20 protein-coding genes are annotated in these 21,562 nt (G+C 72.9%); 7 read left to right on the top strand and 13 right to left on the bottom strand.

The window, feature by feature from the left end; all coding sequences use genetic code 11:
* Positions 1 to 47: 47 nt before the first annotated feature.
* The gene (locus ABZ464_RS44865) at positions 48 to 1,265 is read right to left on the bottom strand and encodes a saccharopine dehydrogenase C-terminal domain-containing protein (protein ID WP_359287709.1); all 1,218 of its coding nucleotides are present in this window, start codon (positions 1,263 to 1,265) and stop codon (positions 48 to 50) included.
* A gap of 140 nt (positions 1,266 to 1,405) precedes the next feature.
* On the opposite strand from ABZ464_RS44865, the gene ABZ464_RS44860 reads away from it, so the two are divergent.
* Positions 1,406 to 2,113, top strand: a complete 708-nt coding sequence (locus ABZ464_RS44860) for a TetR/AcrR family transcriptional regulator (protein ID WP_359287708.1) — start codon at positions 1,406 to 1,408, stop codon at positions 2,111 to 2,113.
* Positions 2,114 to 2,338: 225 nt separating this feature from the next.
* Here ABZ464_RS44860 and ABZ464_RS44855 read toward each other — a convergent pair whose 3' ends face one another.
* Complete coding sequence (locus ABZ464_RS44855; protein ID WP_359287707.1) at positions 2,339 to 3,241, bottom strand: LysR family transcriptional regulator ArgP; 903 nt, start codon at positions 3,239 to 3,241, stop codon at positions 2,339 to 2,341.
* 104 nt (positions 3,242 to 3,345) lie between these two features.
* On the opposite strand from ABZ464_RS44855, the gene ABZ464_RS44850 reads away from it, so the two are divergent.
* Both ABZ464_RS44850 and ABZ464_RS44845 read left to right on the top strand, forming a co-directional pair.
* The gene (locus ABZ464_RS44850) at positions 3,346 to 3,963 is read left to right on the top strand and encodes a LysE/ArgO family amino acid transporter (protein WP_359287706.1); all 618 of its coding nucleotides are present in this window, start codon (positions 3,346 to 3,348) and stop codon (positions 3,961 to 3,963) included.
* Positions 3,964 to 4,066: 103 nt separating this feature from the next.
* A complete protein-coding gene (locus ABZ464_RS44845; protein WP_359287705.1) occupies positions 4,067 to 5,377 on the top strand; it encodes an MFS transporter in 1,311 nt (436 codons plus the stop codon).
* Between the two features lie 14 nt (positions 5,378 to 5,391).
* Here the strand turns inward: ABZ464_RS44845 and ABZ464_RS44840 are convergent, their stop codons facing one another.
* On the bottom strand, positions 5,392 to 5,847 hold the full coding sequence (locus ABZ464_RS44840; RefSeq protein ID WP_359287704.1) for a cyclic nucleotide-binding domain-containing protein: 456 nt from the start codon (positions 5,845 to 5,847) through the stop codon (positions 5,392 to 5,394).
* A gap of 280 nt (positions 5,848 to 6,127) precedes the next feature.
* Positions 6,128 to 6,349: a hypothetical protein gene (locus tag ABZ464_RS44835; RefSeq protein WP_359287703.1), complete on the bottom strand. Its 222-nt coding sequence runs from the start codon at positions 6,347 to 6,349 to the stop codon at positions 6,128 to 6,130.
* 196 nt (positions 6,350 to 6,545) lie between these two features.
* Here ABZ464_RS44835 and ABZ464_RS44830 point away from each other — a divergent pair, with 196 nt between their 5' ends.
* The 4 genes from ABZ464_RS44830 to ABZ464_RS44815 all read left to right on the top strand — a co-directional run bounded on the left by ABZ464_RS44830 (position 6,546) and on the right by ABZ464_RS44815 (position 9,427).
* Entirely contained in the window at positions 6,546 to 6,998 is a 453-nt protein-coding gene (locus tag ABZ464_RS44830; RefSeq protein WP_359287702.1) for an ATP-binding protein, read from the top strand.
* A gap of 182 nt (positions 6,999 to 7,180) precedes the next feature.
* Positions 7,181 to 8,023, top strand: coding sequence for a SigB/SigF/SigG family RNA polymerase sigma factor (locus tag ABZ464_RS44825; protein ID WP_359287701.1), 843 nt, complete (start codon positions 7,181 to 7,183; stop codon positions 8,021 to 8,023).
* A 92-nt stretch (positions 8,024 to 8,115) separates the two neighbouring features.
* Positions 8,116 to 8,967 carry an ANTAR domain-containing protein gene (locus ABZ464_RS44820; protein WP_359287700.1) on the top strand — a complete coding sequence of 284 codons (852 nt, stop codon included), beginning with the start codon at positions 8,116 to 8,118 and terminating at the stop codon, positions 8,965 to 8,967.
* A gap of 28 nt (positions 8,968 to 8,995) precedes the next feature.
* Positions 8,996 to 9,427: a hypothetical protein gene (locus tag ABZ464_RS44815; RefSeq protein ID WP_359287699.1), complete on the top strand. Its 432-nt coding sequence runs from the start codon at positions 8,996 to 8,998 to the stop codon at positions 9,425 to 9,427.
* A gap of 8 nt (positions 9,428 to 9,435) precedes the next feature.
* Here ABZ464_RS44815 and ABZ464_RS44810 read toward each other — a convergent pair whose 3' ends face one another.
* The 9 genes from ABZ464_RS44810 to ABZ464_RS44770 all read right to left on the bottom strand — a co-directional run.
* Entirely contained in the window at positions 9,436 to 11,694 is a 2,259-nt protein-coding gene (locus ABZ464_RS44810) for an FUSC family protein (RefSeq protein WP_359287698.1), read from the bottom strand.
* Complete coding sequence (locus ABZ464_RS44805) at positions 11,691 to 13,076, bottom strand: NAD(P)/FAD-dependent oxidoreductase (protein WP_359287697.1); 1,386 nt, start codon at positions 13,074 to 13,076, stop codon at positions 11,691 to 11,693. The genes ABZ464_RS44810 and ABZ464_RS44805 overlap by 4 nt, the downstream gene beginning before the upstream one ends.
* 259 nt (positions 13,077 to 13,335) lie before the next feature.
* Positions 13,336 to 13,725, bottom strand: coding sequence for an STAS domain-containing protein (locus ABZ464_RS44800; protein WP_359287696.1), 390 nt, complete (start codon positions 13,723 to 13,725; stop codon positions 13,336 to 13,338).
* Positions 13,726 to 13,842: 117 nt separating this feature from the next.
* Positions 13,843 to 14,277, bottom strand: coding sequence for an ATP-binding protein (locus ABZ464_RS44795; RefSeq protein WP_359287695.1), 435 nt, complete (start codon positions 14,275 to 14,277; stop codon positions 13,843 to 13,845).
* A gap of 151 nt (positions 14,278 to 14,428) precedes the next feature.
* Positions 14,429 to 16,327 (bottom strand): AMP-dependent synthetase/ligase, encoded by a 1,899-nt coding sequence (locus tag ABZ464_RS44790; protein WP_359287694.1) that lies wholly within the window; start codon positions 16,325 to 16,327, stop codon positions 14,429 to 14,431.
* A 165-nt stretch (positions 16,328 to 16,492) separates the two neighbouring features.
* Positions 16,493 to 17,587, bottom strand: coding sequence for a glutamate--cysteine ligase (locus ABZ464_RS44785; RefSeq protein WP_359287693.1), 1,095 nt, complete (start codon positions 17,585 to 17,587; stop codon positions 16,493 to 16,495).
* A 100-nt stretch (positions 17,588 to 17,687) separates the two neighbouring features.
* On the bottom strand, positions 17,688 to 19,892 hold the full coding sequence (gene glgB, locus ABZ464_RS44780) for a 1,4-alpha-glucan branching enzyme (RefSeq protein ID WP_359287692.1): 2,205 nt from the start codon (positions 19,890 to 19,892) through the stop codon (positions 17,688 to 17,690).
* 4 nt (positions 19,893 to 19,896) lie between these two features.
* The gene (locus ABZ464_RS44775; RefSeq protein WP_359287750.1) at positions 19,897 to 21,225 is read right to left on the bottom strand and encodes a maltokinase; all 1,329 of its coding nucleotides are present in this window, start codon (positions 21,223 to 21,225) and stop codon (positions 19,897 to 19,899) included.
* Between the two features lie 61 nt (positions 21,226 to 21,286).
* On the bottom strand, positions 21,287 to 21,562 hold a 276-nt coding region (locus ABZ464_RS44770; protein ID WP_359287691.1), incomplete at its 5' end, for an alpha-glucosidase C-terminal domain-containing protein.

The following is a 21,562-nucleotide window of genomic DNA, read 5'->3' as shown; positions in this document are numbered from 1 at the left end:
GGGTCACCGCGGGGGCGGAAGTGAAACGGACGTGACCGGAAACCTCCTCACTGCTCCCGTATGCCCCAGGGGGAGCCGTACGCCGTCAGCAGGTCGAGGAAGGGGCGGGCGGGGAACGCCTCGGGGCCGAGAACGCCCGTGCCGGACCAGGCGCCGCCGGCGAGGAGTTCCAGGGCGACGACGGGGTTGACGGCCGTCTGCCAGACCACGGCCTGACTGCCGTACTCGGCCATGGACCACTGGTTGTCGACCACGTGGTACAGGTACACCTCGCGCGGCGCGCCGTCCTTCACACCCCGCACCCAGGTGCCGGCGCAGGTCTTGCCGTGCATGCGCTCGCCCAGCGTCGCCGGGTCGGGCAGACAGGCGGCGACCACGTCCCGGGGCGAGACCGGCACGGGTCCCGCCGCGCTCGGCACGGTCACCGGCGTGGTGCGGTCCAGCTCCAGCTTGTGCAGCGTCTTCAGGGTGTCGACGAACTCGCGGCCCAGGCCGTACTTGAAGGTGACCCGGCGGGCGTCCACCCAGCGGGGGACGAGCAGCACCTCCTCGTGCTCCACGTTGACGCACTCGACCGGGCCGATGCCCTCGGGGAAGTCGAACACCTCGGGCTCGCTGAAGGGCGCGGTGGTGTACCAGCCGCGGCCGGCCTCGTAGACCACCGGGGGGTTGAGGCACTCCTCGATGGTGGTCCAGATGTTGAAGGAGGGCGCGAAGTCGGCGCCGTCGACGGTGAGGTTGGCGCCGTCCCGGATGCCGATCTCCTCGATCTCGTCGAAGAGCTCGTCGGCGGCGTACCGCGCGAACACGTCGGACAGCCCCGGCTCCACCCCCATGCCGACCAGGGCGAGTCCGCCCGCCGCCGCCCACTCCTCGGCCCGCGCGAACTGCGCGTCGCCGAGCTTGACCCCGCACTCCTCGTACGGCCGCTCCGGATGCGGCCGGGACAGCGACATCGCCATGTCGACATAGGTGGCCCCGGCGGTGCGCGCCGCGCCGAACAGGGGCATCACGAAGCGCGGGTCGGTGGCGTTGAGGAGCACGTCGCAACGGTGCCGGGCGAGCAGCTCGACGACCGCCGCCTCGTCGCCGGCGTCGACGCGCTCGGCGGTGAACCGGTCGTCGCCGTCGAGCGCCGCGACGGCGGCCGCGGCACGGGCGGGGTCGTAGTCGGCGACCACCATCGCCTCGAAGAACGGGCGCCGGGCGGCGATCCGGGTGACGGCGGTGCCGACACCGCCGGCGCCCACGAGCAGGACACGCATGACGAGAACTCCCTCGGTCAAAGATGCGCAAGGTGTGCGAAAGGTGTGCGAAAGAAGGGGCCCCGTCCGTGATACAACGCCTTCCCCTGCCGTAAGGTCAATGGCGTTGGCATAAGGAGGCGGCGAGGAAGGCGGCGAGGATGCCGAAGGCGGTCGTACCGGAGGAGAAGCGGCGCAGGCGCAGGCCCACCAGGAGCGGCACCGTGCTGTCCGAGCGGCTGATCGTCGAGGCCGCGCTGCGGCTGCTGCGCGAGCACGGCAGCAGCGGGCTGACCGCGCGCCGTCTGGGCCTAGCCCTGGACTGCGACCCGAGCACGCTCTACCGCTACTTCCGGGGCATGGACGAGCTGACCCTGGCCATCGGTGACGCGCTGATCGGCGAGGCGCTGCGCGGCTGGGAGCCGACGGGGCAGTGGCGGGCGGATCTGCACGCGATCGGGCTGCGCATCCACGCCGCGTACGTCGCCCATCCGCAGGCGGCCCAGCTCACCGCGAGCCGGGTCACCGGCCGGGCCAACGAACTCGCCGCCGACGAGGCCGTCCTCGACGTCCTGCGCACCGCGGGCTTCCCGCTCCCCGAGACGGTCCGCATCTACCACGCCTTCATCGACCAGACCCTGGCCTTCGCCGCCCTGGACGCGGCCTCCCTCGCCCTGCCCCGCGCCTCCCAGCGCGCCGACGACGCCAAGTGGGCCTCGACCTACGCCCGCCTGCCCGCCGCCACCCACCCCCGCATCGCCGAAGCGGCCCCCCTGCTGCCCGCCCACATGGTCACCAGCGCCTACCCGACGGCCCTGGCGATGCTCCTGGACAGCGCGGCGGGCACGCTGGCACGACTCGCCCCCTGAAGCCGGGCCGCCCCCCCGGCGCGCACCCGCTGAAGACACCCACTCGCCCCGGCCCGCCGCCGCCTCAGCCGCTCAGCCACCCGGCACGGCCCTGCGCCGCCTACGCCGCCTCAGCCGCTCAGCATCCCGGCCGCCTCAGCCGCTCAGCCCGTCAGCATCCCGGCCGCCTCAGCATCCCGGCCGCCTCCGCCGCTCATCCCCCCAGCCCGTCAGCCCGTCAGCCCGTCAGCCCCTCAGCATCCCCGCCGCCTCCGCCGCCACCGCCTCGGCCACCGTCGCCAGGGCGGGTGAGTCGAGCTTCCACTGCTGCCAGTACAGCGGGACGTCCAGGGGGCGGTCGGGGGCGAGGGGGATCAGGCGGCCGGTCCGCAGGAGGGTGTCGGCCTGGGCCTCGGGGACCATGCCCCAGCCGAACCCCGCGGCCACCGCGGCCACGAATCCCTCCGAGGTCGGCACGGCGTGTCGTACCGGACTCGCCCCCGATGCGCCGCGCCGCAGCCCGCGGACGAACGCGTCCTGGAGGTCGTCGCTGCGGTCGAAGGCCAGCACCGGCGCCCGCGCCAGGGTCTCGTGCAAGGGGCCGTCCTCGAGATGGCGGGCCACGAAGTCCGGGCTGGCGGCGGCCAGATAGCGCATGGTGCCCAGCGCACGCACCGAACACCCGGTCACGGCCTCCGGCGACGAGGTGACCGCGGCCATCACGAGCCCCTCCCGCAGCAGTTCCGCCGTACGGGTCTCGTCCTCGCGGTGGAGTTCGAAGCAGAGCGGCGGCTCCTGCCGTACCCGGCTCAGGGCGGGCAGGAACCAGGTCGCCAGCGAGTCCGCGTTCACCGCGACCGTCACCCGGGTCGGCTCACCGGCCCCGCTCATGCCCAGCTCGGACCGCGTGTCGCGCTCCAGCCGGGCCAGCTGCCGGGCGAACCGGACGACGATCTCACCGGACTCCGTCGGCCGCACCGGTTTGGTGCGCAGCAGCAGGACCCGGCCCGTGCGCTGCTCCAGCGCCTTCACCCGCTGACTGACCGCCGACGGCGTCACATGCAGGACGGCGGCCGCCGCGTCGAAGGTGCCCTCGTCCACCACGGCCAGCAGGGTGCGCACCTGCTCCAGCGGGAGGTCGATCATCATGAGCCCTTCATCACGAGTCCTTCATCATGGTCCTTCACGAGCGCTAATGGTACGTAAAAATCTTTAGCTGTACGTCCGGTGATCGTCTCCTTAGCGTGGAGGTCATGTCCACCGCACTAGCCGCCGCGGCCGCAGGCTTCGGCACCGGTCTCTCGCTCATCGTCGCCATCGGCGCCCAGAACGCCTTCGTCCTGCGGCAGGGGATCCGCCGCGACGCCGTCCTGGCCGTCGTCGGGATCTGCGCCCTGTCCGACGCCGTCCTCATCGCCCTCGGCGTGGGCGGGGTGGGCGCCCTGGTGGTGGCCTGGCCGGACGCCCTGACCGTGGTCGGGTGGGTCGGCGGCGCGTTTCTGCTCGGGTACGGGCTGCTGGCGGCCCGCCGGGTGATCCGGCCCGGCGCGGACGCGCTCGTCACCGACGGCGAGGTGGCCGGCTCACGCCGCCGGGCCGTGCTCACCTGCCTCGCCCTGACCTGGCTCAACCCGCACGTCTACCTCGACACCGTCTTCCTGCTGGGCTCGATCGCCGCCGACCGCGGCCCGCTGCGCTGGACCTTCGGCCTCGGCGCCGCCTTCGCCAGTCTGTGCTGGTTCGCCGCCCTGGGCTTCGGCGCCCGGCTGCTCGGCCGATTCCTGACCCGGCCCGCCGCCTGGCGGGTGCTGGACGGTCTGGTCGCGGCCACGATGATCACCCTCGGGGTGCTGCTCGTCACGGGCGCCTGAGTCCGTATGGTGAGACCGCATGTCCAAAAGGGCGGCGAAACCACTGGTGCTGCTGAAATAGTGGCCCCCGACCCGAAAGATGTAACGAGCAACCAGGACGCCCGTGGACACCAGCGAGAGCAGCGGTACCGCACGCGAGGCCGGTACCGACGACGGCCCGAGTACCGAGGAGGCGCCCCGGCGCGGCTGGCGCCGCTGGGCGATGGACACCCGTCCCCTGCGCCGCCCCGCCTACCGCAGACTGTGGTCCTCGACCATCGTCACGGCCGTCGGCAGCCAGCTGACGGCCGTCGCCGTGCCCAAGCAGATCTACGACATCACCGGCTCCTCCGCCTGGGTCGGCTACGCCGGCCTCGCCGGGCTGGTGCCGATGGTGGTGTTCGCCCTGTGGGGCGGCGCGGTCGCCGACACCATGGACCGGCGCAGGCTGATGCTGATCACCAACAGCGGGATCGCCGTCACCTCCGTGCTGTTCTGGCTCCAGGCGGTCTCGGGCCTGGACTCGGTGGCCGTCCTGATGCTGCTGCTCGCCGCCCAGCAGGCGTTCTTCGGCCTCAACGCGCCCGCCCGCAACGCCTCGATCGCCCGTCTGGTCCCGGCCGAGGAGCTCGCCGCAGCCAACGCCCTGGGCTCAACGGTCATGCAGACCGGACTGGTCGCGGGCCCGCTCCTCGCGGGTGCCCTGATCCCCGTGATCGGCCTGCCCGAGCTGTATCTGCTCGACGCCCTCGCCCTGACCGTGACGCTGTGGGCCGTCGTCCGGCTGCCCGCGCTGCCGCCGCTCGCGGCCACCGTGGCGCGGCGGGCCGGGGTGCGCGAGATCGCCGAGGGCTTCCGGTACATATCCCGGCACAAGGTCCTGCTGCTGTCCTTCCTCGCCGATGTGGTCGCCATGGTTCTCGGCATGCCCCGCGCCCTGTTCCCGCAGCTCGCCGCCGAGACGTACGCCTCCTACGGCGAAGGGCTCGCCCTCGGTCTGCTGTTCGCGGCGATCCCCATCGGCGCGGTGCTGGGCGGACTGTTCTCCGGAACGTTCTCGCGGGCCCGCCGGCACGGCTGGATGGTGATCGGCGCGGTCGTCGCCTGGGGCGCCGCGATCACCGGGTTCGGGCTGAGCACGAGTCTGTGGTGCGCGGTGCTGTTCCTGGCCGCCGCGGGCGTCGCCGACATGGTCTCGATGGTCTTCCGCGGAGCGATCCTGCTCTCCGCCGCCACCGACGAGATGCGCGGCCGTATGCAGGGCGTCTTCACGGTCGTCGTCGCCGGCGGACCGCGGCTCGCCGACGTCCTGCACGGCACCGCCGGCGCCGTCTTCGGCCCCCGCGCTGCGGTCGCGGGCGGCGGTCTGCTGGTCGTCGCGGTGATGCTGGCCCTGGCCGTCGCGGTACCGGCGCTGCGCCGCTACCGCGTCTGACCCGCCCGGGCCGGCTACAGCGCCCCGCGCCGGCGCGTTCCGTACTGCTCCAGCAGCCGGCCCCGGGTCATCTCCAGCCGGTGGGCGAGGATCTCGGCCACGATCCGCACCAGTGTCACCCCGAGCGCCGGATCCTCCTCGCACAGCTTCAGCACCGGCTGCGCCTCGAACTCGTAGGCGCGGACCGGGCTGAACGCCTCGGCGCCGAAGTCCCACTGGTACGGCGGGAACAGCCAGGACCAGCCGAGCAGATCACCGGCGCCGAGGCTCGCGACGGTGACCCGCTGCACCGAGGTCACCGGCTGGACGAGGGAGACCGCGCCGGAGCGGACGACCCAGAAGCGGTCGGCCCGGCCGCCCGCCTCGAAGATCCGCGCGTCCTCCGGGAAGGAGACCTCCCGGGCGAGCTCCATCAGCCTCTGGCGCTGGGGCGGGGGAAGGGCGGTCAGCAGTTTCGTCGCTTTGGTCATGGCGCGGTGCTCCTCGCCGGGCGATCGGTCGCGGTGCTTGTCTCCACAGCCCATTTCAGCCGCTGCCGGGCCGCCGGGCACCTCGGCGGAGGTGACTTTCGGCGGAAGGGCAGGAAAAAGCCCTGGCTGGACGGGGGAAGCCAGCCAGGGCCGTCAAGGATGGTGTGCGAAGGAGACTGGCTCTCGACCTCGCTCACCGCCTATGGATGAACCGTAAACCATCCAAGGGGTTTTCGCGCACCAGGAACCCGGTCACGTGACCTGTTTCACTTCGCCCGGGTCAGTGCTGCACGCCGGCCCGGCCCGGCGTCACTATCTCGTCCAGGGCTCTGAGCACCGCCTCGTACGCCAGACCGCGCACCCGGGCCTCGCGCGCCGCGTCCGGATCGTCCCGCTCCAGCTCCCCGCTCCGGGCCCGCCAGGTCCGCAGCTCCTCCCGCGCGCAGGCCCTCGCGCGCTGGATGCGGCGCAGCAGTTCACCCGCGTCCACGACATCGGTCATGCCTGATATGTACCCTCCGGCGGCCGGTCCGACGACTCTCCGCGCCCCGCATGTTTGGAGTCCGCCCGGGCGGCCAGCCGAACAGGGAGGGGCCCGCGCCGCCCGGAGGGGACCGTACCGGGCGCGCCCGTGGACCGCCGGCCCCTCGGTCCGACCACCCATCCACCCGCACGGGAACGGCCAGGGGAGCGAAAGGATGCGTGTCAACGAATCCACCGACCGCACGGACGCGCTCGACGCACCGCGCGGACCCGATCCCGGCGCGGCGGCGGGCCCCTGCCGGCCCTGCGACGTCCGCCGGGCCGTACTGCGGGCGGTGACCGGGCGGTGCGGGGGCGGCGGACCTCCGTACGACGAGGAGGCCCTCGGCGACGCCCTGCTCGTCGCCTCGGAACTCGCCACCAACGCCATCCTCCACGGCGGCGGCGTCACCGCGTACGCCGTGGAACTCGACGGACCCGCCGTACGGGTCTCCGTGAGCGACCGCAGCGACCGGCTGCCGGTGGTGGCCCACCCGCTCGACGAGCACGGGTGGACCCGCAGCGGCGGCCGGGGCTGGCCGATCGTGTGCCGGCTCGCCCGGGACGTGAGCGTGTCCGGCCTGCCCTCCGGCGGCAAGCGCATCACCGCCGTGGTCCCCGTGTTCTGAAAGGCCGCCCCGCGAACGGAGTTTGTTCCTCCGGCGGCAGGGCAGACGGAGGTTCGTGCTTCGGACCGGAGGCGCGCCGACGGAAGCGGTATGTCCGCTCCGGGCCGCTCCCGCGAGCCCCGGACGACGGCGGCCCCTCCCGTGGTCAATCCCCGAGACGACCGTTCAGGAGCCGATTCAGCATGCTCATCGACCTGTCGACCAGCCGTCCCGCAGGATCCGCCCGTTCCACTGCGCGATCCCGCCGGACCCATGACGACGCCCCTGACACCGCCCGCATGTTCGTGCGGCTCACCACCCTGGAGGAGGGGCCGGAGCGGGACGCCGTGCGCGACGAGATCGTCACCGCCTGGCTGCCCATGGCCCACCGCATCGCCGGCCGGTTCCGCGACCGCGGCGAGGCCGTCGAGGACCTGCGGCAGGTGGCCGCGCTCGGCCTGGTCAAGGCCGTCGACCGCTTCGACCCCGAGCGCGGCGCCTTCGAGAGCTACGCCGTGCCCACCATCACCGGCGAGATCAAGCGGCACTTCCGGGACCGGATGTGGGCGCTGCGCGTGCCCCGCCGGGTCCAGGAACTGCGCAACAAGGTACGCATCGCCCGCCGCGAACTCACCCAGAACCCGGGCTCCCCCGAGCCCTCGGTCGCCGACCTCGCCGCCCGCACGGGCCTGACCGAGGACGAGGTCGGCGCCGGTCTGGAGGCCCTGGAGAGCTTCAGCACCCTCTCGCTGGACGCCGAACTCCGCACCGACGACGAGGGGTACAGCCTCGCCGACACCCTGGGCGGCCCGGACACCTCGTACGACACCGTCGTCGACCGCGAGTCCGCCCGGCAGGGCCTGCGCAGCCTGCCCGAACGCGAACGCGCCATCCTCTACATGCGCTTCTTCGAGGACATGACCCAGAGCCGGATCGCCGACCGGCTGGGCATCTCCCAGATGCACGTCTCCCGGCTCATCAGCCGCAGCTGCGAGCGGGTCCGCGAGGAGGCCCTGGGGCAGCGCCGCCACGACGGCGGGGGCTGAACCCCCGCACGTGTACCCGGGGGCGGCCGGGGCAGACGTGCCGCAGCAGCCGTGTGCGCGCGGCTGTACGACGCCGACCGGACGGAGATCCCATGACCGCGACGGCACCAGGGACGGCGGACGAGAACCGGGAGCGCGAGGAGGTGCTGCGGCTGCGCGCCGAGGTGCGGGCGCTGCGCGCCCGCAGCCGCGCCCATCCGCTGATCGCGCAGGCCCAGGGCATGCTGCAGGAGCGGTACGCCCTTCCCGACGCGGACGGCGCGTTCACGCTCATGCGGCGCGCCTCGCAGCGGTACAACGTCAAGATGCGCACCCTCGCCGGGGTCCTGGTGACCACGCCCCGGCCGGACGGAGGGACCGTGCTGTGGTTCCCCCGGCGGGTGCGCCGGCCCGAGCCGCCGCTCCGCTTCCTGCCGTGCCAGGACCCGCCGGGCGGCCGCAGCCGGGGCGCGGTGCTGGGCGCCGTGCTCAGCCGGACGCTCGACGTGGTCGGCGCCGACATGGGCAATGTGCAGATGGTCGACCGCGTCACCGGACAGCTGCGCATAGAGCGGCACACCGGGCTGACGGAGGAGTTCCTGGACTTCTTCGCCCAGGTCGGCGAGGAGGGCACCTCCTGCGCGAAGGCCGCCCGCGAGGTCGCCCAGGTCACCGTGCGGGACGTGGAGCGGGACCCGGTGTTCACCGAGCCCGCCCGCGCGGCCGTCCTCGCCGCCGGCAGCAGGGCCTGTCACAGCGTGCCCCTGACCGCGTCCTCCGGGGCCTGCGTCGGCATGGTCTCGGCACACGCCGACCGCCCGCTGGACTCCCTGCGCGCCGACCGGCTCAGGACCCTCGGCGACCTGGGCGCCGAGGCGGGCCGCTGGCTGGCCTGGCACGACCGCACCGTCCTGCTGGACGCCCTGGAATATCTGCACGCCCTGGGCCGCCGGCGCGAGGTCTGACACCCGGATGCCGGGGAACCCGGAGCACATGAACGAATCCGAGTTCCCGCCGGACGCACGGCCCGTCGACATGTACCTCGACCTTCTGCGCCTGCGCATGGAGAGCGAGGACTACCGGCTGCTGATGAGGATCGTCGCCCCGGCGCTGCGCGCCCTGGAGGAACAGCCCCCGGAGAGTCTCGACTTCGCCCTGGACCCGGACGACACCGACGAGCTGCCCCAGGAGATCCGCGACGAGGCCGCCCTGGTCATCGCCACCGCCCTCACCGGCCGCCTGGACAACCAGCTGGTCGAGATCCACGTGGACGGCACCGGACCGGTCCGGGTGGTCACCGACGCGGTCACCGCCGAGGACCCCGACCGCCTGGCCGAGATCGCCGGCTGCATCCGGCAACGGCAGCACGACATCGAGGCACTGCGCGGCATCGCCGCCGCGAGCGACCTGCCCACCGACTTCTGACCGTCAGATCACACCGTCGGGCCGGCGACCGGTACCCCCGGCGGGCGCGTCACCGGCACCCCCAGCGGTCGGGCGAGTCCCAGTACGGCCTCGTCCAGCCGCTGCAGATGCCGCAGGACCCGGTCGGTGACCCGGCCGTAGCGCGGGGTGCCGATTCCGCCCGGTTTCAGCAGCGAGGCGATGCTCGGCCCGGTGAGCACCTCGGCCGTGGCCGCCGGCTCCTCCGCGACCCGGGCGGCGATCGCGCCGATGTTGTGCAGGATCCGCTGTCCGGCCCCGCGCAGCCGGGGATCCGCCGCGATCGAGGGATGCGTGGGCAGCAGCTCCGCGGTCGCCGCCAGCGACCGGGCGTGGTACGCGCACGTCTCCAGGAGCGCGACCACGTACTGGGCCGTGTCCCGCCGGGTCCGCAGCGGGGTCACCGGATGCGTCAGCGGCTGGGTGGCCGCCCGCAGGTCCGCCAGTGCCTCGTCCAGGTCCCGGGCCCGGTCGAGCAGCTCGGCCGGCGGCCCGCCGCTGAGCTGGTCGACGGCGTCCGAGGTGACGTCGGTGAGCCGGTCGAGGACGGTCGTCAGCAGCTCGTTCGTCCGCCGGTCCGTCTTCACCGGCAGCACCAGCGCCGCCGCGACCACCCCGCAGGCCGCCCCCAGCGCCGTCTCCTCGATCCGCAGCACCAGCACCGACAGGCTGTAGGTGTGCAGCAGCGTGTACAGCACCCCCAGCGCCGCCGTGACGAAGAAGGACATCAGCGTGTACGACAGCGGCGCGGTGTAGAACATCGCGAACACGCACAGCAGCACCACCGCGAACGCCGTCCACGTGTGATGCCCGACGTTCCCCGCGAGCAGGATGCCCGCGACCACCCCGAGCACGGTCCCCAGCAGCCGGCGGTAGCCCTTGACCAGGATCTCCCCGGTGGACGCGGTGTTGAGGAACACGATCCAGCAGGTCAGCACCGCCCAGTACCAGCGGTGCGCGGACAGCAGCTCGCCGCCCACCATCGCCAGCGACGAGCCGACGGCGACCTGCACCGCGGCCCGGGTGGTCGGCCGGCGCAGCCCCGTCTCCTGCGGCTCCTCCTCCTCGGCGGCGATGGCCGCGTCCTCCGCGTCCAGCTCCTCCCGGGACCGGGCCGTCTCGGGACTGTCCTCCGACTCGTCCTGCGGCCCGTCGAGCGCGATCCGCAGCCCCAGCACCGCCCGCGCCGCCTCGCCCAGCCCCCGGAAGACGTCCTGCACGTCCGGCGACGCCGCCGGCAGGTTCTCCTCGTCCCGGTACCCGAGCAGCCGGTTGCGCACCCGCGCCGTGGCCGCGCCGTCCGCCCCGGGCTGCCGTACGAGCAGTTGCAGGTCCGTCAGATCCCGGCGCAGGGTGTCGAGCGCCCCGTCGCGCACCGGCAGATGACCGCCCTCGGGCAGCGGCGCCCCGGGCAGGTGCATGGTCAGGGTGTCGGCGCGCTCCGCACCGCGCGCCGTCAGCAGCATCAGCCCCAGCCGCTCGGCGGTGATCTCCGCGTCGGCGATCCGGCGCTGCACCAGCCGGGCCACCGCCTGGTCCGAGGTGCCCTCCTCCAGCCGGCCCTGGATCATCATCGCCGTCTCGTGCAGCTGCGCGGTGCCCTCCCGCGCATGCTCCAGCGCCTTGTCCACGTCGTCAGGACCGGCGTCCAGCAACTCCAGCTGGGCGTCGATCAACTGCGCCAGCCGGGCCCGGAACGCCTGCCGCAGCCGCTCCAGGATCCCCGCCGGGGTCTGCGGCACCAGCGCGAACCGCGCCACCGCGCTGCATGCGAAGGCCACGGCGATCACCGCGCAGAACCCGGCCAGGCTGTCGGTGGTGACGCCCACGAACAGGGCCAGGAAGTAGACCTGGAAGCCGACCAGCCCCAGGGTGGTGCCCCGGTCGCCGAACCGGCGGCCGTACACCGCGCAGAAGATGAGCACCACGAAGAAGACGTCACCGGCCACCTGCCGGGTGCCGAGCAGCGCCGCCACCGACACCGAGGCGAGCGCCACCGGCAGCCCCAGCGCCAGGGTGACCGCCTGCCGGGGCCGCTGTTTCTCGCGGATCGCGAAGGTGGCGACCATCGCCGCGATGGCCCCCGCGACCAGATGCTGGACGTCCGCGCCCAGCAGCGAGAGCACGGCCAGCGTGAGCGAGATCGCGGCCACCGTCCGCAGCCCCGCCGCCAGCCGCAGCAGCCCGGGATCGGACGCGGCGACCCGGTCCCGCCATCGGGCCGCCGCGTTCACCCCCGCTGCCGTCACCCGGACCCGGGACCCGAGCCCTCGACGTGCGCCCGCACCTGCTCGGGCGTCAGATAGCTGTCCGTGTACTCGAAGTCCTTCAGCCGGGCGGCCCGGCGTGTCTGGAACCCGGTCCGGACGAAATCGTCGCCCGCGACCGCGTTCAGCGTCCAGTTCGTCAGCACCCGGGCCTTGGCCACGCCCGTGCGCAGCGCCGACCAGTGGTAGCCGCGCGCCACGGCCTGCGCGGGCAGCCCCCGCAGCTCGATGCCGAGCGGCTTGGACACCGCGTCGGTGCCGCCGAGGTCGACGACCAGACCGAGGTCCTTGTGCACGTACGGCCGTGTCGGCTGCCCGCGCAGGGTCGCGATGACGTTGTCGGCGACGACCTTGCCCTGCCGCATCGCGTGCTGCGCGGTCGGCGGGCAGACCGCGTCCGGCTCGCCCTTGGCGGCCTTCGCCTCGTCCGGCACGGCGGCCGCGTCGCCGAGGGCGAACACCCCGTCCTGGCCCGGCAGGTCCATGTGCGAGGTGACCGCGAGCCGCCCGCGCACGGTCTCCGCGCCGAGCGTCGCGATCAGCGGGCTCGCCACCACCCCGGCCGTCCAGATCAGCGTGCGGGTCGGGATCACCCGTCCGTCGGTGAAGGTGACCTCCTCCGGTCCCGCCTTGGCGATGGACACGCCCAGCGAGATGTCGATGCCCCGCCTGCGCAGCACCTTCTGCGCGCTGGAGCCCAGCTTGTCGCCGAGCTCCGGCATCAACTTGGGCGCGATGTCGATGAGATGCCACTTGATCAGGGCCGGGTCCAGCCGGGGATAGCGCCGGACCGCGTTGTGCGTGAGCATCTGCAGACAGGCGGCGGTCTCGGTGCCCGCGTAGCCGCCGCCCACGACCACGAACTGCAGCCGGGAGGCCCGCTCGGCGGGGTCGTGGCTGGCGTCGGCGAGGTCGAGCTGGGTGATGACGTGGTCGCGGATGTACGCGGCCTCGGCGAGCGTCTTCATGCCGAAGGCGTGCTCGGTCAGCCCCGGGATGTCGAAGGTGCGGGTCACACTGCCGGGAGCCAGCACGATGTAGTCGTACGGCTCGTTCACGATCTCGTCGTTGATCGTGCGGATGACGCAGACCTTCGACTTCAGGTCCACACCGATGGCGCCGCCCGGGATGATCCGGGTGCGGTACTTCCTGCTGCGGCGCAGCGACAGGGCGATCGACTGGGGCGTCAGCACCCCGGAGGCGACCTGCGGCAGCAGCGGCAGATAGAGCTGGTAGGCGAACGGCGTCACCAGAGTGATCTCGGCTTCGGAACCGGCGAGCTTGCGTTCCAGACGTCGAACGCATCCCACTCCGGCGAAGCCCGCGCCCACCACCAGGATCCTGGGTCGTGTCACGGTGTCCATCCCTTTCTGCGGCTCCAGGCGGTCTGCCCGACGTCATGCGCGTGCCCTCCCGCGAGCCTTTCGCACCCCATCGATCCCACCCCGCCCGGACCGGTTCCGCCAGCCGGGCGAGGCATGCAGACGAACGTTTCTGCTGAGGCTCCCGTCGTACCCCGCGCAAGGGTCGCGTACGCCAGGTACCTCCGGGTAGGTCGAGGTACATGACAATTGGGGTGACAGGAGGTCACTGACGTGAAACGGGTGCGACGCGGCTCCCCGGTCAGTCGTCCTGATGCATCCCGTCCTCGCCCCGGTCGACGAGCGCCAGCGCGTCACCGACGTCCCGCGAGATCGGCACCGTGAGGCTGACCCCGGTCAGATCGAGCACGCGCCGCACGGCGGGCGTCGGGGCGATGACGTGGACGCTGCCGGGCAGCACGCGGGCCTCGTGATAGACGCGCAGGATGATGTTCATCCCGGACGAGTCCATGAACGGCACGGCCGAGAGGTCGAGCAGGAAGTGCCGGCGGCCGTGGTGGAGCTGGTTCGCCAGCTGCGCCTGGAGCTCGTTCGCGGTGTCGAGGTCCAGATGACCTTCGACCGTGACCAGGGCGACGTCCTCCCGGACCACGTCGACCTCGACGGACAGGGGGTGCTGGGCGGTGGACACGACTGCCTCCTCCAGGGGCTGCGGCCTTCTTCTCGCGCCGAGCGGCTACCCCGGAACCCTCCCCTCATGCCCTCCGCGTGCCGGTGCCGCTCCGCCCCACCGAGGCACGGCCGTGCCTCACCACGGCAGGAACACGTGGACCTCCTTGCCCGCCCCGTCCGGGACCACGCTGACCTGTGTGCACAGCGCCTCGATCAGATACCAGCCGATGCCGCCGCCCCCGCTGTCCGGCCGGAAGGGCCGCGGGGCCGGCGGCACCGCACTGGTGTCGTGCAGGGTGACGTGCACCCCGTCGAAGGTCGGCCGCAGCGCCAGCTCGAACGGCCCCGGCGCGAACCGGACCGCGTTGGACGCCAGTTCCGTGACGATCAGCACGATGTCGTGCCAGCACTCCGGCGCCGACGGCGGCGTGACCTCCGCGAGCGCGTCGAGGAACTCCTCCGCGGCCAGCCGCGCGCCGGTCACATCGTGCGGCTCGCCGGCGAACCGCACGGTGCGACCCGGCACGGCCGTGGAGGCCCGTGAGTCGTCACCGCGCGGGTCGATCGCCATGGGGTGGGTGCGGCCCTCCGCGCCCTCTGCCCGGCGGGGGCCGGCGTCCTTTCTCGTACGGATCTCTCGTCGCCACTCACAGGGTTCCCGACGCGGCCCGCCCTACGCACGCCGGTCCGCCCCACCTGCGGCCACCCCGGCCCGGCGCCGGTCAGCGGAACACGTCGTCCCCGTCGTCCCAGCTCAGGACCTCTTCCGCCGGGGCCTGCCGGGGCGGCCGGGCCCGCGCCTGGTACATCGCCTCGATCTCCGCCGCGTAGTGCCGCACGATCGAGTCGCGGCGCAGCTTCATCGACGGGGTCAGCAGACCGTTGGACTGGTCGAAGGGCTGGGGCAGGATCCGGAAGGCGCGGATCGACTCCGAACGGGACACCGTGCTGTTGGCCGCCGCCACCGCCCGGGCGATCTCCTCCCGCAGCGCGTTCTCCTCACGGGCCTCACGGCCCTCCCCGTACAGCGTCAGGCTGCCGCGCCAGTGCGCCAGGAACTCGGGGTCCAGGGTGATCAGCGCGCCCACGCAGGGCCGGTTGTCCCCGACGACCACCGCCTGGTGCACGAGCGGATGCATCCGCAGCCGCTGCTCCAGCGCGGCCGGCGCCACGCTCTTGCCGCTGCTGGTGATGATGACGTCCTTCTTGCGCCCGGTGATGGTCAGATAGCCTTCGTTGTCCAGGAAGCCCAGATCGCCCGTGGCCAGCCAGCCGCCCCGCAGCGCCGCCCGGGTCGCGGCGTCGTCGTTGACATAGCCCTGGAACACCGACGGGCCGCGCACCAGGATCTCCCCGTCCTGCGCCACCCGGATGTCCGTGCCCGGCAGGGCCTGCCCGACCGTCCCGGACCGCTCCCGGCCCAGCGGCTGCATGGTGACCCCGCCACTGGTCTCGGTGAGCCCGTATCCGTCGTGGACGTACACGCCGATGCCCTCGTAGAACAGGGACAGGTCGCGATGGAGCGGCGAGCCGCCCGAGGTGGCGCGGTGGACACGGCCGCCCAGCGCCGCCCGCAGCCGGCGGTACACCGTCCGTTCGAACAGCGCGTGCTGCAGCCGCAGGTCGAAGCCGGGGCCCGAACCACGGCCGAGCCGCTGCCGTTCGACGGCCGCGGCGAAGTCCCGCGCGGTCTCCGCGGCCCGCTCGAACAGCGCCCCGCGGCCCGCCTCCTGGGCCGCCCGCAGGAAGTTCTTGTAGATCTTCTCGAACACCGAGGGGACCGCGTACAGATACGTCGGCCGGAAGGTCCGCAGCGCCGTCGCGAGCGACTCCCCGCCGAGGTCCGGCTCGTGCCCCATCACGATGCCGCCGCGCAGGCACAGCCCCTGGATCATCAGACCGTACACATGGGAGAAGGGCAGGAACGCGAGGACGGAGGCCTGCTCACCGGCGCGCGCCGCCGTGTGGCCCCAGCCGGCGAGCAGGGTGTCGCAGGGGCTGGCCAGGCTACGGTGGCTCAGCGCGCAGCCGAGCGGACGGCCCGAGGTGCCCGAGGTGTACGCGATCACCGCGGTGGAGTCGGGCAGCACGATCCGGCGCAGCGAGTCCACGGTGGTCACCGGCACGTACTCGCCGCGCCGCGCGAGCTCCGCCAGCGCCCCCGTGTCCAGCTGCCAGACGTGCCGCAGCCGGGGCAGGGTCGCGCACACCGACCCCACCGTCATGACGCTCTGCTCGTCCTCGACGACCACACCCACACAGGCCGAGTCCCGCAGGATCCACTCGACCTGGTCCCGCGAGGAGGTCGGGTACACGGGCACCACCTCGGCGCCCACCGCCCACAGGGCGTAGCTGAGGACGGTCCACTCGTACCGGGTACGCGCCATGATCGCGACCCGGTGGCCGGGGGTGATCCCGGAGGCCACGAACCCCTTGGCCAGGTCCACCACCTCGTCGCGCAGCTCGACGGCCGTCACCTCCTCCCAGGTGGCCGAGCCGGGCTCACGGCGGCGGGCCAGGACGGTGAGCGTGGGAGTGCGGGACGCTGTCTCGAAAACGCTGTCGGCGAGCCCTCCGGTCAGGGGCCAAACGGCTGGGGGAGCGACAGCGAAGTCGCGCATACGCTGCTCCTGACGTGACGAAGGGTGACCCTGTCGACGAGTACTGTTATCGACGCTGGCGAATGTAGCCCAGGTCGGACCGGTTGTGGCCGGGAACCGACTAAGTGATGAGCGTCGGTGACCCTCGCTTGTCACAGGGGGCAGACGGAAACCGGCCAAGCCGCCTCAGCCCTGCGTATGCCGTACGCAGGTGGTGACGACCTCGCGCAGACTGCCCGTACGCTCGAACACCTCCTGCTGCACCTGGGACCCGTTGCCGTTCAGCAGCAGCCCGGCGCACGTCTCCCGGGCCCGCTCCAGGTCCCCGCTGTCCGAGAGCGCGTCCTCGACGTACTCCAGCAGCGACCGTACGACGGTCTCGGCGGGCGCGTTCCGCATGGTCAGCGGGTCGACCAGGTCCCCGGTCAGACCTGAGCGGGCGGCCCGCCAGTCGGCCAGCCGCAGCAGGCTGACGCTGTGGTCCACCGGCTCCTTCCCGGCCTCCCAGTCACGGGCGGCCGTCTCCACGAGGGCCCGCGCCAGCGTCGCGACGAGGACGGCGGTGTCCGCGTGCAGACAGACGTCCGCCACCCGCACCTCCACCGTCGGCCAGCGCGCCGACAGCCGGGCGTCGAAGTAGACCATCTTCTCGTCGAGGATCGTCCCCGTGGCCAGCATGTCCGCCACCCGCCGGTGGTAGCGATCGGCCGACCCGAACAGCTCGGTCGGGCCGGCCGACGGCCAGCGCAGCCACACCCGGCTGCGATAACTGCTGTACCCCGTCTCCCGGCCCTGCCAGAAGGGCGAGTTGGCGCTCAGCGCGGTCAGCACCGACAGCCACGGCCGGAGCCGGTCGATGACCGCGACCCCCTCCTCGTCGGAGTCGACCGAGACATGTACGTGACAGCCGCACACGATCTGCTCACGGGTCGCGATGCGGTACTGGTCCGCCATCCACCGGTAGCGCGTCCCGATGCTCACCGAGGGGCGCACCGCCAGCGGGGAGGTGGCGAGCGCGGCGACCGCGCAGCCGGCCTCCCGCGCGTGCTTGGCCGCCTCCGCGCGGATCCGGACGATATCGGCGCCGAGCTCACCCATCTCCGACTGGGGATGGGTGGCGAACTCGACCATCTGGTTGTGCAGTTCCTTCTGGAAGACGGGCTCCTGCTCCGCCACCTCGCACCGCGCGGCGCGGGCGAGGACCGCGGCGGACAGCGCCCTGGGCTCCCCGGTCTCCGGGTCGACCAGGAGGAGCTCCTCCTCCACTCCGACGGTGCGCACGCGATGCGGCCTTTCTCTGCGCCCTGGCTGCGGGGCCGACTGATGATGGGTGGGGCTGCGGGCGGGTGGTACGCACCCGACTGCCCCCTGAAGCGCTACCTCACACGGACGACGGCCTCAGCCACACCGTGGCCAGCGGCGGCAGCGTGAGCACCAGCTCCCCGTTCGCCGCCTTGACCGGATCGGCGTGGACGACGTCACCGCCGCCGTACCGTGCCGCGTCGGTGTTGAGGACCTCCTCCCACACCGGTGCCTCACCGGGAACGGCCAGGACGTGGTCGTGACGGACCACCGGCGAGAAGTTGCTCACCGCGAGCAGCGGGGTGCCGTCGGCGCCGTACCGCAGGAACGCGAAGACGTTGTCGTCGGCCGCGTCGCAGAGCACCCACCGGAACCCGGCCGGGTCGGTGTCGCGCTCCCACAGCGCCGGGGTCGCCCGGTACAGCGTGTTCAGGTCACGCACCAGGTCCTGCACGCCCCGGTGATCACCCGCGGACGCGTACCCGGGGTCGAGCAGCCACCACTCGGGACCGTGCGCCTCGGACCACTCGGCCCCCTGCGCGAACTCCTGCCCCATGAACAACAGCTGCTTGCCGGGATGGGCCCACATGAACCCCAGATACGCCCGGTGGTTCGCCCGCCGCTGCCACCAGTCGCCGGGCATCTTCGACACCAGCGCCTGCTTGCCGTGCACCACCTCGTCGTGGGAGATCGGCAGCACGTAGTTCTCGCTGTAGGCGTACACCATCGAGAAGGTCATCTCGTGGTGGTGGTACTTGCGGTGCACCGGCTCCTTCGTCATGTACTGGAGCGAGTCGTGCATCCAGCCCATGTTCCACTTCAGACCGAAGCCCAGCCCGCCGCTGTCGGTCGGCCGGGTCACCCCGCCCCAGGCGGTCGACTCCTCCGCGATCGTGACGACCCCCGGGTTGCGCCGGTACACGGTGGCGTTCATCTCCTGCAGGAACGCCATCGCGGCCAGATCCTCCCGCCCGCCGTACGCGTTGGGCTCCCACTGCCCGGAGTCCCGCGAGTAGTCGAGGTAGAGCATCGAGGCGACGGCGTCCACCCGCAGCCCGTCCACGTGGAACTCCTCGCACCAGTACGTGGCGTTGGCGACCAGGAAGTTGCGCACCTCGGTCCGCGCGTAGTCGAACTCGAACGTCCCCCAGTCCGGGTGCTCGGCCCGCCGCGCGTCCCCGGGCTCGTACAGCGGATCCCCGTCGAACCGGGCCAGCGCCCAGTCGTCCTTGGGGAAGTGCGCCGGCACCCAGTCCACGATCACCCCGATGCCCGCCCGGTGCAGGGCGTCCACCAGGTACTTGAAGTCGTCCGGGGTGCCGAGCCGGGCCGTCGGCGCGTAGAAGCCGGTGACCTGGTAGCCCCAGGAACCGGCGAAGGGGTGCTGGGCGACCGGCATGAACTCCACATGCGTGAAACCGAGGTCCTGGACATACCCCGGGAGCTCCTCGGCGAGCTGCCGGTATGTCGACCCCGGCCGCCAGGACGGCAGATGGACCTCGTAGACCGAGAACGGCGCCTCGTGCACCGGGACGTCCCCGCGGTGCGCCATCCACTCCGCGTCGCCCCACGCGTAGTGCGAGGCGTGCACGATCGACGCCGTGTCCGGCGGGACCTCCGCCCGCCGGGCCATAGGATCGGCCTTCAGGAAACGGCCGCCGTGCCGCGAGGTGATCTCGAACTTGTACCGGGTGCCCTCGCCGATGCCGGGCAGGAACAGCTCCCACACCCCGGCCGCGCCGAGCGAGCGCATCGGGAACGCGGTCCCGTCCCAGCAGCAGAAGTCACCCGCGACCCGCACCCCCCGGGCGTTCGGCGCCCACACCGTGAACCGGGTGCCGGCCACCCCCTGGTGGGTCGTCGGCTCGGCGCCCAGCGCCCGCCACAGCTCCTCGTGCCGGCCCTCCCGGATCAGATGCAGATCGAGATCACCGAGCGCCGGCAGGAACCGGTACGGGTCCTCCACCTCGCGCGGGTCGCCGTCGTACGACACCAGCAGCGTGTACGCGGGCACCTCCTCGAGCGGCAGTACGGCGGCGAAGAGACCGTCCTCCTCCGAGGCGAGCGGGGTCGCCGCACCGCCGACCAGCACACTCACCGAGTCGGCGAAGGGGCGCAGGGTCCGGAACAGCACGCCCCCCGCCACCGAGTGCGCGCCCAGCAGGGCGTGCGGGTCGTGGTGGGCGCCCGACAGCAGACGGGCGCGGTCGGCGGGGTCGAGCGCGGGCGCCGCGAGCGGCCGGGGGCCGGCGGCCTCGGGGGGAGCGGTGTCGCGCAGGGCCATGGGGTCAGCCTCCTCGGACGGCGAGTCGTTCGATCGCCGCCATGGGTACGGGTAGCCAGTCGGGCCGGTTGCGGGCCTCGTACAGCACTTCGTAAACGGCGCGATCCGTCTCATAGGCACGCAGAAGGGCGTGCTTCTTGCGCGGATCCCAGCCCGCCCGGGCCGCGTAGCCCGCGCAGTAGGCCTCCCGGCAGCGGCGTGCCCACTCCGGCCGCCAGGGCCGCCGCTGGCGGGCGGCGTAGTCGAAGGAGCGCAGCATCCCGGCGATGTCCCGCACCGGGGAGTGGGCGAGCCGCCGCTCGGCCAGCGGACGGGACGGCTCGCCCTCGAAGTCGATCACGAACCAGTCCCGCCCGGCCCGCAGCACCTGACCCAGGTGCAGATCGCCGTGGATGCGCTGGGCGGGCGGCCCCTGGTCGCAGACGGCGAGCGAGGCGAACGCCGTGGTCAGACCCGGCACGAACGGCCGCAGTGCCGGCACGTGGTGCGCCGCCGCCTCCAGCCGCTCCGTCATCGCCGCCGCCGTACGCCCGTCCTCGGCGTCCGGACCGGCCGGCAGGGCCGCCGCCAGCGCCAGATGCACATCGGCCGTCGCCCGGCCCAGCTCCTCGGACTCCGCGGTGAAGTCCTCGCCCCGGGCCAGCGCCTGCAGCGCCAGCGTCCAGCCGTCCGCCGCGTCGGGCAGGAACGGCTGGAGCACTCCGAGCGTGGCCTCCTGGGGGTGGGTGGTCCGGAACCAGGCCACCGGCGCGGGGACCCGCCCGCACCCCTGGCCGGCCAGCGCCACCGGCACCTCCAGATCGGGGTTCACCCCCGGCTGGATCCGCCGGAAGATCTTCAGGATGAACGCGTCGCCGTACACCAGCGAGGTGTTGGACTGCTCGGCCTCCAGCAGCCGCGGCGCCAGCCCGGCGGGCAGCGACACCGACGGATCCGACTCGAAGGACAGGGGACCGAGCGTGCCCGGGTGCCGCATCCGCTCCAGGAGCAGCTGCGCCGAGCGGGGGTCCTGCAACGCGTCGTGCACCGTCAGCCCGGCCAGCGGGCCCTCCTCGACCCTGCCGATGAGGGCCCGGCCCAGCCGGGGCGACAGATGCTCCTGGAGACCGATGAGCAGCTGGTAGCAGTCACCGGCCGGGGGAGTGCCGCCGGGGGTCGGCACCCCGGACTGCCCGGCGTGCACGAGCAGATGGAGACAGCCCGGGTACAGCTCGGTCATCGACAGCATGCGCAGATCGGTGAGCGGCCGGTCCTTGCCGGCGAACCAGCGCTGCCGGGGCAGCCACTCGCGCAACAGCGCGACGAGCGGCCCCCCGGAGCGGAAGGCGCTCACGGTGCTCGGCCTGAGCGGGGCGGTCTTCGTCACGGTGACCCATCCTTTCCTCGGCGCACGCTCACAGGCGTCGGCCGACCCGGGCCGCGGCTCGGGTGAGCCGGAACCAGTAGAAGCCGTGCCCGGCCAGCGTGAGCAGATAGGGCAGCTCGCCGATGGCCGGGAACCGCACCCCGCCGAACAGTTCGACCGGATGGCGCCCGTCGAAGCGGCGCAGGTCGAGCTCGGTGGGCTGGGCGAAACGCGAGAAGTTGTGCACGCAGAGCACCAGGTCGTCCTCGTATTCGCGCAGGAACGCGAGCACGGCCGGATTGCTGGAGGGCAGTTCGGTGTACGT

Source organism: Streptomyces sp. NPDC005820 (assembly GCF_040630255.1).
Classification (GTDB): Bacteria; Actinomycetota; Actinomycetes; order Streptomycetales; family Streptomycetaceae; genus Streptomyces.
Note: the sequence above shows the minus strand (reverse complement) of the source record. Positions and strands in the feature narration are given on the sequence as shown.